This window comes from Streptomyces sp. TAA040, assembly GCF_000424845.1.
Genome location: NZ_AUKR01000011.1, coordinates 119,017 through 131,689, shown reverse-complemented (window position 1 = coordinate 131,689; position 12,673 = coordinate 119,017). Strand labels below are relative to the sequence as shown.

Genomic DNA, 12,673 nt, shown 5'->3' with positions numbered 1-12,673 from the left:
GGCAGCAGGCGGTTCTCCGCGCCCCGCGCGGCCGTCTCGGCCGGTTCATCCGAACGGGTCCGCCGAGGGTTCCCCCTCCGGCGGACCCGTTCGCTCCCCGCAGGGCGGGCGCCTCAGTCCGCGTGCACGGGGACGAAGACCGGAGGCCGCTGCTCGTCGGCGTCCGCCGTGTCGGAGGCGTCCAGCACGTAGGTCTGGGCCTCTCCCACGTCGAAGTACATGCCGTGCAGTTCCAGGGTTCCGTCCGCGAGGCGCTTGGCGACGGACTCGTGGGCCCGCAGGTGCTCCAGCTGCTGGAGGACGTTGCTCAGGCAGAGCGCCTCGACCCCCTCCACCGGGGCCCGTTCGGCGATCTGCGGGGCGCGGCCGTCCCGGGACGCCAGCCGTTTCAGGCTCGGTTTGCCGTGGCCGAGCCACCGGGAGAGCGAGTCGGGGAGTTCGGCCGGGTCCGAGCCGCTGTGCAGCGTCTGCATGGCTCCGCACCCGGAATGCCCGCAGACCGTGATCGAGCCGACCCGCAGGACGTGCACGGCGTACTCGATCGCCGCGGCCACCGAGTGGTCGCCGCCGTCCTCCCCCGGCGGCGGCACGAGGTTGCCCACGTTGCGCACGGTGAACAGATCGCCCGGGCCGCTGGAGGTGATCATGCTCGTCACCAGCCGGGAGTCCGCACAGGTGAGGAAGAGGTGGGACGGCTGCTGGCCGTCCCGCGCCAAGCGGGCGAGCTCCTTCTTGACCGTTGGTGCGATGATCCGCTGGAAGTTCCGCACCCCGCCGAGCAGTTGCCCGCGGCGCTCCGGCTGTGGGCCCGGGGCGCGTCCCGCCTCGGATTGCGGTCGGGTGCAGTGGTGGTTGCGCCAGGGGGTCCACGGGGTGCAGTGGTGGGTGGTGGTCGGCTCGGCGATCCGGGCCCCGGCCCGGCTGGCGATCCGCACCTCGCCGCCGCGTGCACAGTGTGCGGCCCGCCAGTCCTGGAGTGCCTCGTACGCGGCGTGGTCCATGAAGGAACCGTCCAGTTCCACCACCGCGCGCGTCCCCTCGGGGACCAGGTGGAGGGTCCGGCTGAGCCGGGGCACCGCGAGGAAGGTCAGCTGCCCCCGCACCACCACCCGGTGCTCGTCCGCGGCGTCCGGGACGCTCGGCTCCGCGCTCTCCGCCGACGCGGTGGCGGCTTCGTCGGGCCGGTCGGTCCCGGCGTTCCCTGCGACGCCGGGGCGGGGCTCCCCGGCGTCGAGGTCGTCGCCCGGCCTCGCAGCTGCGATGCCTGTGTCGACGGGTGCCGCAGCGCCGGGATCGGCCGAGTCGAGGCCGTCGGAGCCGAGGCGAGGGACGTCCGCCGCCGGGGGGCCGGCGTGCGGGGCGGCCCGCTGGGCCGACGCGTCCGGGCCCTCCCCGCCACCGGGTTCGTAGGTGATCCGCGTGCGGGCCAGCCGGTGCAGTGCGACGCCGATCGCCACCGCGATCCCGATCACCACCCCCTCCAGCACGCCGAGCAGCACCACGGCCCCAGTGGTCGCCAGATACACGAGCATCTCCCGGTGCCGGGTGACGCTGCGGATGTGCGTCAGGTTCACCATCTGGATGCCGACCACCATCACCAGAGCCGCCAGCGAGGCGAGGGGGATCAGCTCCAGCACCCCGACCAGGAGGACCGATGCCAGCACCACCCAGCAGCCGTGCATCACAGTGGAGTTCCGGCTGACCGCCCCGGAGTTCACGTTGGCCGCGCTCCGTACCGCGACACCGGTGACCGGGAGCCCGCCCAGGGCACCGGAGACCACGTTCGCCGTCCCCTGGCCCCGGAGCTCCTTGTCCAGGTTCGCCCGCGGTACCCGGACGCCGCCCGCCGCGGCGCGCGAGGCGGCGAGTTTGTCCACGGCGACGGCGGAGAGCAGGGACTCGACACTCGCCACCAGCGTCACGGTGAGCACCGCGGCCAGCAGTCCGAGCAGCGGGCCCTCCGGCATCGACGGCAGCGCGTGGCTGCGCCAGGACGGCAGCTCGACCCGAGCCACGGGGAGTCCGGCCGCGGAGCCGAAGGCGGTGGCGAGGAGCACGGCCGCGAGCGGTCCCGGGACGGTGCGGACGGCCCGTCCGACGCGGCCGCGCAGCCGCGGCCACAGCAGGAGGACGAGGACGGTCAGCGCGCTGACCGAGAGCGCGGCCGGGTGCGGATCGGAGAGCTGCTGCGGCAGTTCCTGGACGTTGGCGATCGCCGAGCTCTCCGGGCTGCCGCCGAGCACGATGTGCAACTGCGCGAGGGCGATGGTGACCCCGATGCCGGCGAGCATGCCGTGCACGATCGCCGGGCTGACCATCAGCGCGGAGCGGGCCACCCGCAGGGCGGAGAGGCCGAGCTGGGCGAGTCCGGCGACCACGGTGATCGCACAGGTCGTGCGCCAGCCGTACACCTGGATGAGTTCGGCGGTGACCACGGTGAGCCCGGCGGCCGGCCCGCTCACCTGGAGCGGTGCCCCGCCCAGCCGGCCGACGACGATGCCGCCGACGGCCGCGGCGACCAGCCCGGCCTGGAGCGGGGCCCCGGTGGCCAGCGCGATGCCGAGGGACAGGGGCAGGGCGATCAGGAAGACCGTGAGGGAGGCGGAGAAGTCCGCACCTCCCGAGCTGGCTCCGCTGCCGCCGCCGCGCCACGGCAGCCGGAGGCGGCCGGGGGGGCGCGGGGGCGGGGCGGTGGGGATGCTCGTGGTGCCGTCCGCCGGGGAGGCGGTCTCCGGGTCATGGGTAGAGGCCGTGCGTCGGGCGGCCCGGTCGGTGTGTCGGGCCGGCCGCTCGCGACCGGGGTTCGGTTGGGTCGCGCGCTTTCCGCACGGGGCGGCGGCGCGGGGGACTGGGGCGCAGGCGGACATCGATCCCGTCTCCGTCGCAAGGATGTCGAGTGGGGGTGGCAGGAGGTGGCGGGGCGGCAGGGGGTGGCCGACCGCACGGCCGTGGCCGGCAGTGGTGGCGCGTGCGTCCGCCCCGTGTGACGGGGACGGCACGACCGCTTGACGCTCGCAGTAGTCGAGTGATTACCCAAGCTTAGGTAAACGAATCGTAATGCCGGGTAAAGACCTTTGGGTGCGAATTCACCGTGATGCGGAGATGGTTCCGTCTTAAGGGTGAATAAGAAGATATTCCAGCTTGTCCTACCGGGGTGTTGGGTGAAGCGGTGTCAGGTTGGTGCGCACCGGGGCCGGGTGGCCTGCGCGGTGGTGGTGGAAGCGGTGCGAGCCCGTTCGTGCCGACCCCGCGGCCCCACTCGGAGGCGGCCCCCACCCGGAGGCGGCGCGCACCGGGTGACACCGGGTACACCGGGCGACATCGAGGGACGAGGTGGAGTGATGGCAGGCGCACGGAAGTTCGTCGGCGGTATCGCGGCGGCGGTGGCGCTCGTGCTGCTGGCCGGCTGCGGGGAGGGCCCCGACGCCGGAGACGGTGCGGAAGCCGGCCCGGAGGGCGGCCGAAAGGAGCAGGGGCAGGCCGACAAGCCGTCGCAGTCCCGGCCGATCGGGGACGGCTCCACCGCCTTCACCGGCGCCCAGCCCCGCCAGCCGAGCCCGCGGGCGTTGGCGCCGGGCGAGAAGCCGCCGCAGTTCGTGGTCTTCTCCTGGGACGGCGCGGGGGAGGACAGCAAGGAGCTCTTCTCCCACTTCCGCGAGGTCGGACGGGAGTACGACGCCCACATGACCTACTTCCTCTCCGGGATCTACCTGCTGCCGGAGGAGGAGGCGAAGCGCTACCGCCCGCCCGGCCACCGGCCCGGCGCGTCCGACATCGGGTACCTCAAGGACGAGAACGTCCGCGCGACCCTCGAACAGGTACGAGGCGCCTGGCAGGACGGCAGCGAGATCGGCACCCACTACAACGGGCACTTCTGTGGTCCGACCGGTGTGGACAGCTGGTCCGTCGCCGACTGGCGCAGCGAGATCGACCAGGCGAAGTGGTTCGTCAGGAACTGGCGCACCACCACGGGGTGGAAGGACGCGGAGGCACTGCCCTTCGATTACGAGCAGGAGCTGATCGGCGGTCGCACGCCCTGCCTGGAGGGTAGGGAGAACGTGCGCAAGGCTGCCGAGAAGGAAGGTTTCCGCTACGACTCGAGCGGGATCGGCAACCAGGTCTGGCCCGAGCGGACCGGGACGCTCTGGGACCTCCCGCTCCAGATGGTGCCGATGCCCGGCAGGTCCTTCGAAACGCTCTCGATGGACTACAACTTCATGGTGAACCAGTCCGGGCCGGGCAGCGGGGACCCGGCGATGCACCCCCGGTGGGAACGGCAGATGCGCGAGGGCCTGCTGCAGGGCTTCGACCGCGCGTACCGCGGCAACCGGGCCCCGATGATCATCGGCAACCACTTCAACGGCTGGAACAACGGTATCTACATGGACGCCGTGGAGGACGTCATCAAGGAGGTCTGCGTCCAGGACGACGTCCGGTGCGTCTCCTTCCGGCAGCTGGTGGACTGGCTGGACGCCCAGGACCCGCGGGTGCTGGAGAAGCTCCGCGGGCTGGGGGTCGGCGAGGAGCCGAAGGGCGGTTGGGAGCGGTTCACGACCTCCGCCGCCGCACCCGCGGGCAGTGGCGCGGGCAAGTCCTGACGGAGACCTGCAGAGGCGGGTGGCGGGCCTGTGGGCGGTGCCCGGGCGGTCCGTCGGCGGAACCGGTCGCCCGGGCGGAGGACGCTCGGGCGTCGCGGGCTCGTTAGGTGGTCGCACCTCGGGCGGTCGTTCGTCGGCCCCTCGGTAACGGCCTCGATCGCGGCCGCCCGGCGAGGCCCGTTCGCCACGGACCCCGCCCGGTCGGTGCCGCTTGCGCTCAGGCCGGTTGCGGAGCGCCCTGCGAGCCCAGCACGAATCCGGGATCGACCTGGGCGGCGAGGTCGGCGCCCGTGCGCTCGTTGCCCCAGCTCTCCGCGTTCCGCAGGTGGAAGTGCACCATCTGGCGGGTGTAGTGCTCCCAGTCGCGCGCGGGGTACGCGGCGTCCGCGGTGCGGTGGAGCGCCTCCAGGGCCTGCCGGGCGGCCGGCTCCAGCTCGGCGAACGGTTGCGGCCGACCTTTCTCCATCGACCGTACCCAATCCGAGGAGCCCACGGTGAGCAGCAGGTCGTCGCCGACCTCGTCCCGGAGATACGCCAGGTCGTCCGGCCCCTGCACCTTGTTGCCGACCACCTTGAGCGGCACGCCGAAGTCCTCGGCGTAGGAGCGGTACTGGCGGTAGACGGCCACGCCTTTGCGTGTGGGCTCGGCGACCAGGAACGTCATGTCGAACCGGGTGAACATGCCCGAGGCGAAGGAGTCGGAACCGGCCGTCATGTCGACCACGAGGTACTCCTCCCGGCCGTCGACGAGGTGGTTCAGGCAGAGCTCCACGGCCCCGACCTTGGAGTGGTAGCAGGCCACCCCCAGGTCGGACTCGGTGAACGGGCCCGTCGCCAGCAGCCGGATGTCACTGCCCTCCAGCGAAACGGCACGGGCACAGGCCCGGTATACGGGATTGTCCTCGTCGATCCGGAGCAGGCGGGAGCCCTCGCCCGGAGGCGTCGTCTTGATCATCGTCTCGGCGGAGACGATGCGCGGGTTGGCGCCGCGAAGGTAGTCCTTGATCAGCGGCAGCCGGTCGCCCATCGACGGCACGTCGGCGGCGTCCGCCTCGTCCAGGCCGAGTGCCACCCCGAGGTGCTGGTTGATGTCGGCGTCCACGGCGATCACCGGCACGTGCCGGTCGGCCAGGTGACGGATGAACAGGGACGACAGCGTGGTCTTGCCACTGCCGCCCTTCCCAACGAAAGCGATCTTCATGTTCATCAGAGTAAGGGGCGGCCGGGGCCGCGAAGCGCAGCCACGTGAAGAAGACCACTCGAACGTGCGGCATGCCCTGCCCGGGTGATGCGTAGGGTCGTCCGCATGAGTTCGAGCCCCCGGCCCCCCGGCCCCGCAGACCCGCTCGCCCCCCTGGGAGAGCTCGGCGGCGTGTCCGCCTCCGTTGCCTCGATGCGCAAGGCCGTGGACCGCGTCTACGGCCACCGGGTGATGCGTCGCCGGAGCGCCGAGGTCACCTCCGAGGCGGTGCTGCGCGCCGCGCGGGCGAGCGCCGCGCTGGCCGGTGCGGACTGGGCCCTGGAAGAGGTGCGGCGGCGGACCGACTTCACCGGAGCTGACGGCGAGGAGGAGGCCCGTACGGTCGGCGCGGCGCTGCGGGTGACGGCGGAGGCCGGTCAACTGCTGCCGGTGTGGCGTCAGTCGCCGCTGCGGGTGCTGGCCCGGCTGCACCTGGTCGCGGCCGGCGGCGGCGACGCGCCGGAGGAGACGGTGGGGCGTCCCCGGTTGGCGGGCGAACCGGTGCGGGAGCCGCTGGTGGACCTGCCGCTCCCCGACGCCTCCGAGGTCTCGGCGAGACTGGACGGCCTGGCCGAGGTCGTCGTCACCGGGTCCGCCGTACCCGCCCTCGTGGCGGCCGGCGTGGTACATGGGGAGCTGCTGGCGCTGCGGCCCTTCGGTTCGCACAACGCGCTGATCGCCAGAGCTGCGGAGCGGATCGTGCTGGTCGGCAGCGGCCTCGACCCGAAGTCCGTCTGCCCCGCCGAGGTGGGGCACGCCGAGCAGGGCGCCGCGGCCCACCGGGCCGCGTTGGAGGCCTACGCGGCGGGTACCGAGGACGGGATGGCGTCGTGGCTCGCGCACTGCGGGAAGTCGGTGGAGCTGGGGGCGCGGGAGTCGACCGCGGTCTGCGAGGCCCTGCAGCGTGGCGCCGCCTGAACGGGTGGCGGGGCCACCCGGCGGGGTGCGGCCCCGCCGGTTGGTGCTCGTCGGCCGGGCGGGTGAACCGCGGCGTGGTGGCGTATCCGGGACGCAAGGATGCGGCGGCGCCGCTGGGGCGGCGCCGCCGCTGACATGGTGCAACGAGTTACCAGTGCGTGCTCGATATCTCCGGTCAGGCCGGGACTTTGCCCGCTGCCTGGTGCGGTGGGCCCGTAATCGACGGGTCGACGTCGCGTGGGTTCTCGATGTCCATGCTCGGTCCGTGGGGCCGTTCCGACGTGTGCGGGAATCCTCTCGGACGCCTTCGGTCTCGCGGGCCGTTACATCCTTTGTACTCCTCGGTGGGGCCTAACGAAAGACTTGTCGCGGATCTTTACTTTTGCCTTCAACTGTATGAGGAGGGGCCACCGTGGCAGCCCTCACGCAGCCGCGCGCGGTGGCCGGCCGGGGGTGTTCCGGGTCGTCGGAGTCCGGCGGCGGTTGGCGTACCAGACCAGGCCCGCGGTGACGGCCGCCGCTCCGAGCGCCGCTGCCGCGACGAGTACCGGACCCGGGGGCATGGAGAGCGAGGGCAGTCGCTGCTTCAGCGGGACGGGACGGGAGAAGGTCAGCACCGGCCAGTCACGAGTGCCGGCCTCCCTCCGCAGAGCCCGGTCGGGGTTGACCGCGTACGGATGGCCGACGGATTGCAGCATCGGGAGGTCGGTCACCGAGTCGCTGTACGCGAAGCAGCGGGAGAGGTCGTACCCCTCGCTCTCGGCCAGCTCCCGGATGGCCTCGGCCTTGGTCGGGCCGTAGGCGTAGTAGGCCACTTCCCCGGTGTAGCAGCCGTCCTTCACCTCCATACGGGTGGCGACCACGCGGTCGGCGCCCAGCAGCTCCCCGATGGGCGCCACCACCTCGGCTCCGGAGGTGGAGACGATCACCACATCCCGGCCGGCCAGATGGTGCTCCTCGATCAGCGAGGCGGCCTCGTCGTAGATGAGCGGGTCGATCAGCTCGTGCAGGGCCCCCGCGACCAGTTCCTGCACCTGCTGGACGTTCCAGCCGCGGCAGAGGGCCGACAGATGCTGCCGCATCCGCTCCATCTGGTCGTGGTCGGCGCCGCCGGCCAGATACAGGAACTGCCTGTAGGCGGTGCGGAGCGCGGCACGGCGATTGATCAGGCCACCTTGGTAGAAGGACCTGCTGAAGGTGAGCGTGCTCGACTTCGCAATGACTGTCTTGTCCAGGTCGAAGAACGCGGCTGTCCGGGGCGACGAAGGGGTTTCCACGAGAGAGAGGATAGGCGGCCCACCATTCGGCGTAAGCTGGGGCGCGTGGGTTTGCCTGAGAAGGCTCTCGGGTACACCATGGAAGTCACGGATCGTTCGCGACCGTGCTCACGCGGCTCGACTCCTACCCCCCCCGAGTCGGCCGTGAAGACGACCCCCGCTCTCCCCCCCCGGCGGGGGTCGTCGCACGTCCGGGGTCTTTACGTGCTGCCATCGGCGCTCCGTCTCCTCGCTCCGCCCCTGTCGGTCGGCTGCTCCCTACAGGAGAAGCGTTACTGACGGTGATCGCAAGACTTCGCTCCGGAAGTCACCGGGGCGAGGGTCCGAGTTATTCACAACCCATGGGTTGTCCACGGTTTCAGACCAAGATCTTCACGATTTCGGTAGCTCCGGCACGGTGATTGCGCGCCACGTCCCCGAGTGTTCGCGGATGTGAGGGTGCGAACCCGTGAGGAGAAACTCCGATGGCTGAAAACATTCTGATCGTCACCGAGGACACCGAGCTGCTGGACGACCTCCTCCGGTTGTGCGCGGCTGCGGGCGCCGAAGCGGAAGTCGCACCGACCGGGCCGTTCGAGGAGGCCGGTTGGCGGGCTGCCCCTCTGGTACTCGTCGGCGACGACCGCGCGGACGCCCTGCACCGGGCCCGCCCGGGTCCGACCCGCCGGCCGGGGGTGCTGCTGGTCGGGCGCGATCTGGACGACCACCGGATCTGGGAGCGCGGTGTCGGTGTCGGAGCGGAGCACGTCGTCTTCCTGCCGGACGCGGAGCCCTGGCTGACGGGGCGCATCGCGGATGCCGTGGAGGGGGTCGGCCGCCAGGGTGTCACGGTCGGCGTGATCGGCGGACGCGGCGGTGCCGGCAGCTCCACGCTCGCCTGCGGGTTGGCCCTCGCGGCCAGCCGCGCGGGGCGCCGCAGCATGCTCGTCGACGCGGATCCCCTGGGCGGCGGACTCGACGTCCTGCTCGGCGGGGAGTCGGCCGAGGGCTTGCGCTGGCCGGCCTTCGCCGACTCCCGCGGCCGGGTCGGGGCACTCGCCCTGGAGGACTCCCTGCCCCGGATGCACGAGGTCAGCGTGCTGAGCTGGGATCGCGGTGACTGCGCTCTGGTGCCCCCCGAGGCGATGCGGTCCGTGCTCGGGGCCGCGCGGAGGCGGGGCGGAGCCATCGTCGTGGACCTCCCCCGGCGCCCGGACGACACCGCTGCGGAGGCCCTCGCCCAACTCGACCTCGGGCTGCTGGTGGTACCCGCGGAACTGCGCGCGGTGGCCGCCGCGCACCGGGTGGTGCCCCGGCTCGCCGCCCTCATGAAGGACCTCCGGGTGGTGGTCCGCGGCCCCTGCCGCCCCGGACTGGCCGACGAGGAGATCGCCCGGTTGCTCGACCTGCCGCTTGCCGGGGAGCTCCTGCCGGACAGCGGCCTGCTGGATTCCGTGGAGCGCGGCGTGCCGCCCGGCGGGGCTCCGGGCAGCCGACTGGCCGAGTTCTGCAAAGCCTTCTGGGCCGAGGTGCTGTCCGCATCGGAACGGGGTGCTTCGGCATGACGGCGATGAGTACGCGTCCGGCCGTTTCCGCCGAGAGCGTCCCGGCGGAACTGGTGGACGCCGTCCGGCTCCGGCTGGCGGAGTCCGCGGCGGACCCGACCCCCTCCGGGGTGGCCGCGGCGCTGCGGGCCCAGGGACGACTCCTGGGGGACAGCGCGGTGCTCGGGGTGGTGCGCGCCCTACGGTCCGAACTCGTGGGCAGCGGGCCCCTGGAGCCGCTCCTCGCGGACCCCGGGGTGACGGACGTACTGGTGACGGCGCCCGACCAGGTGTGGGTCGACCGCGGCTGCGGCCTGGAGCGCACCGCGGTGCGCTTCCCCGACACCACCGCCGTCCGGCGGCTTGCCCAGCGGTTGGCGACGGCCGCCGGGCGCCGGCTGGACGACGCCAGGCCATGGGCGGACGCCCGCCTGCCGGACGGCACCCGGATGCACGCGGTACTGCCTCCGATCGCCGTGGGCTGCACCTGCCTGTCGCTGCGGGTGGCCCGCCCGCGAGCCTTCCTGCTCCCGGAACTGGTCGCCGCCGGCACCGTCCCGCCCGGCGGGGACGCCCTGCTGCGCGCCGTCCTCAACGCCCGGCTGTCCTTCCTGGTCTCGGGTGGCACCGGCACGGGCAAGACCACCCTGCTCAGCAGCCTGCTCGGTCTCGTCGGGCCGGCCGAACGCATCGTGCTGGCCGAGGACTCCGCCGAACTGCGCCCCGACCACCCGCATGTGGTGCGCTTGGAGGGTCGGCCCGCCAACCAGGAGGGCGTAGGCCGGGTCGACCTCCGGGACCTGGTCCGCCAGGCACTGCGGATGCGCCCCGACCGGCTGGTGGTGGGGGAGGTCCGCGGAGCCGAGGTGCGGGACCTCCTGGCCGCGCTCAACACCGGCCACGAAGGCGGGTGCGGGACACTCCACGCCAACGCGGCAGCGGACGTGCCCGCTCGGCTCGAGGCGCTCGCCTCGGGTGCGGGGCTGGACCGCGCGGCACTGCACAGCCAACTGGCCGCCGCGATTGCGCTGGTGGTGCACCTGGTGAGGGACCGGCACGGTCGCCGCCGACTGGCCGAGGTCCATGTGCTCGAACGGGACCGCGACGGTCTGGTGTACACGGTGCCCGCCGTCGAATGGTCCTCCGAAGGCTTCGTCCCCGGCCCGGGACGGGAGCGGCTGCGCCGGCTGTGCGAGCGCGGCGGAGCACGACTGTGAGCCCGCAGGCGTGGGCAGGGCTCTCGCTCTGCGCGGCGGGGTTGTGCGCGGGAGTCGCCGTTCGAACGGCAGAGGCCCACAGGCGGACGACGGCCCGGAGCGGGCACCTCCCCATACTCGGGCAGAGCGGACCAGTCCGCAGGGACAGTCGCGGCGTCGGCCGGAGCGGCGCCCTCCGGTCCGTCCCTGAAGCGGGCCGCCCACTGCCCAGCCCGCTGCTCCGGCTGCGCCACTTCACCCGCCGGCGCCACTGGTGGTGCCTGCCGGCAGGGGGCGCGGTGGCGCTGCTGACCGGTTCGTGGCTGCCACTTCCGGCGGCGGCAGCCGCGGTGCCGGCAGCGCGGCGCCTCCTCGAACGACGGAAGCACCGTGCGGAAGCGGAATGTCGGGAGGCCGCGGTGATCGGCTTCTGCGGTGCGGTGGCGGCGGAGCTGCGGGTGGGCCGGAGCCCGGAGGCCGCTTTGCTGGCCGTCGGTGTGCACGGACTGGGCGGGGCGGGGGCTTCGGTGTCCGCGGCTGCCAGATTCGCCGGCGACGTGCCCGCGGCACTGCGACAGGCGTCCGAGCGGCCTGGCGCCCAGGGGTTGGCAGGGATCGCCGCCTGCTGGCAGGTCGCGGTGAGGGGTGGCGCGGGCCTCGCCGACGGCCTGGACCGGGTGGCGTTCGCGCTCCGGGCCGAGCGGGACCAGCGGGAGGAGGTCCGAGCCCAGCTCGCGGGGCCGAGAGCAACCGCCTTGCTGCTGGCGCTGCTGCCCCTCTTCGGCCTGCTGCTGGGCGGTGCCATGGGAGCGAGCCCGGTGGACGTCCTGCTGCATTCACCGCCGGGCTGGGTGCTGTTGACGGGCGCCGTGGCGCTTGAGGTCGCCGGACTGCTGTGGGTGGGCCGGATCATCCGATGGGCCGAGGAACCGGGTCGGCGACCGGGAAGGGGAGAACGGACGGTGAAGGGCGTCCCGCACAGACTGTGGACAGTGCCGCGGCACCTCGTCCGGGGTGGGCCCGCGCCGGGAGCGGCCGCCACGGGAGGTCCGTTCCGGACGGCTTCGGGCGGCCGGCTCCACGGGTGTGCGGCCCGTTCGCCGCGGAGCACCAGGCGCCGCCGGGCGGCCGCGGTGTTCGCGTCCTCGACGATGCCTCCGCCCTCTGCCCGGCCGCCGGCACCTCGACCGTCCCTCGTCCCGTTGCGGAACGCGACCGGCGCCCTGGGCGCCGGAACGATGTGCGCGGTGCTGCTCGGGGGCGCGGCCGGATGTCTTCTGGGGGCTGCCCTGGCCGTCGGCATATGGCGGTGGCTGCGAAAGCACACGACCGCCTCCTCGGCGGCTGCCGAGGTACTCACGGAGGAAGCGGCGTCGCGGCGGGTCCCGTTGGCCGCTGACCTGCTCGCGGCCTGCCTGGCCGCCGGATCCGGGCCGGGGGAGGCTTCGCGCTCGGTGGGGGAGGCGATCGGAGGACCCCTCGGAGAGCGGATGGTGCGGGTCGCGGATGAACTGCGCCTCGGCGCGGACCCGTCGGAGGCGTGGGACCGGCTGGGCGCGCTGCCCGGCACCGTCACTCTGGCGCAGTGCCTGCGCCGGAGCCACGCGTCAGGCGTCCCCGCGACGGAGACCACGGCCCGGCTCGCGGCCGAGCTGCGAGCCGATCGGACGCGGGAGGCGGCGGCGCGCGCCCGCCGCTCCGGGGTGGTGGTGACCGCCCCACTCGGTCTCTGCTTTCTGCCGGCCTTTCTCCTGGCCGGGGTGGTGCCAGTGGCCGTGGGACTTGGCCGGACGTTGCTGTGAGGTGGCAACGACCCGCCGCAGGGCGCCGGAACACCACCGTGTCTCCCTCACCGCTCCGGCCGGGCGCCGGCCTCGGGGCCCCGCCCACCGTGTGCGGACCCCGCAGCCCGCCTCGATCA

Annotated in this window: 8 protein-coding genes; 5 read left to right on the top strand and 3 right to left on the bottom strand. The window is 73.3% G+C overall.

The window, feature by feature from the left end; translation table 11 throughout:
* Positions 1–113: 113 nt before the first annotated feature.
* Positions 114–2,867, bottom strand: a complete 2,754-nt coding sequence (locus H300_RS32370; RefSeq protein WP_078515918.1) for a bifunctional SulP family inorganic anion transporter/carbonic anhydrase — start codon at positions 2,865–2,867, stop codon at positions 114–116.
* Between the two features lie 474 nt (positions 2,868–3,341).
* On the opposite strand from H300_RS32370, the gene H300_RS0111675 reads away from it, so the two are divergent.
* Positions 3,342–4,598 carry a hypothetical protein gene (locus H300_RS0111675; RefSeq protein WP_028427570.1) on the top strand — a complete coding sequence of 419 codons (1,257 nt, stop codon included), beginning with the start codon at positions 3,342–3,344 and terminating at the stop codon, positions 4,596–4,598.
* 217 nt (positions 4,599–4,815) lie between these two features.
* Here the strand turns inward: H300_RS0111675 and H300_RS0111670 are convergent, their stop codons facing one another.
* On the bottom strand, positions 4,816–5,799 hold the full coding sequence (locus H300_RS0111670; RefSeq protein ID WP_028427569.1) for a nucleotide-binding protein: 984 nt from the start codon (positions 5,797–5,799) through the stop codon (positions 4,816–4,818).
* 87 nt (positions 5,800–5,886) lie between these two features.
* Here H300_RS0111670 and H300_RS0111665 point away from each other — a divergent pair, with 87 nt between their 5' ends.
* Positions 5,887–6,756 carry an oxidoreductase gene (locus H300_RS0111665; protein ID WP_199779175.1) on the top strand — a complete coding sequence of 290 codons (870 nt, stop codon included), beginning with the start codon at positions 5,887–5,889 and terminating at the stop codon, positions 6,754–6,756.
* Between the two features lie 422 nt (positions 6,757–7,178).
* Here H300_RS0111665 and H300_RS26425 read toward each other — a convergent pair whose 3' ends face one another.
* On the bottom strand, positions 7,179–8,045 hold the full coding sequence (locus H300_RS26425; protein ID WP_051269962.1) for an HAD family hydrolase: 867 nt from the start codon (positions 8,043–8,045) through the stop codon (positions 7,179–7,181).
* 452 nt (positions 8,046–8,497) lie between these two features.
* Here H300_RS26425 and ssd point away from each other — a divergent pair, with 452 nt between their 5' ends.
* From ssd to H300_RS30110, 3 genes are all read left to right on the top strand, one after another.
* Positions 8,498–9,577 carry a septum site-determining protein Ssd gene (gene ssd, locus H300_RS0111655; protein ID WP_028427567.1) on the top strand — a complete coding sequence of 360 codons (1,080 nt, stop codon included), beginning with the start codon at positions 8,498–8,500 and terminating at the stop codon, positions 9,575–9,577.
* Positions 9,578–9,582: 5 nt separating this feature from the next.
* Complete coding sequence (locus H300_RS0111650) at positions 9,583–10,773, top strand: TadA family conjugal transfer-associated ATPase (protein WP_106966820.1); 1,191 nt, start codon at positions 9,583–9,585, stop codon at positions 10,771–10,773.
* Positions 10,774–11,171: 398 nt separating this feature from the next.
* Entirely contained in the window at positions 11,172–12,554 is a 1,383-nt protein-coding gene (locus H300_RS30110) for a type II secretion system F family protein (RefSeq protein ID WP_486583707.1), read from the top strand.
* Positions 12,555–12,673 lie beyond the last annotated feature (119 nt).

Excerpts from the sequence above, each read along its gene's own strand:
- ssd (WP_028427567.1), top strand. The coding sequence starts at position 8,498 with ATGGCTGAAAACATTCTGATCGTCACCGAGGACACCGAGCTGCTGGAC.
- H300_RS0111670 (WP_028427569.1), bottom strand. The coding sequence starts at position 5,799 with ATGAAGATCGCTTTCGTTGGGAAGGGCGGCAGTGGCAAGACCACGCTG.
- H300_RS32370 (WP_078515918.1), bottom strand. The coding sequence starts at position 2,867 with ATGTCCGCCTGCGCCCCAGTCCCCCGCGCCGCCGCCCCGTGCGGAAAG.
- H300_RS0111675 (WP_028427570.1), top strand. The coding sequence starts at position 3,342 with ATGGCAGGCGCACGGAAGTTCGTCGGCGGTATCGCGGCGGCGGTGGCG.
- H300_RS0111665 (WP_199779175.1), top strand. The coding sequence starts at position 5,887 with ATGCGTAGGGTCGTCCGCATGAGTTCGAGCCCCCGGCCCCCCGGCCCC.
- H300_RS0111650 (WP_106966820.1), top strand. The coding sequence starts at position 9,583 with ATGAGTACGCGTCCGGCCGTTTCCGCCGAGAGCGTCCCGGCGGAACTG.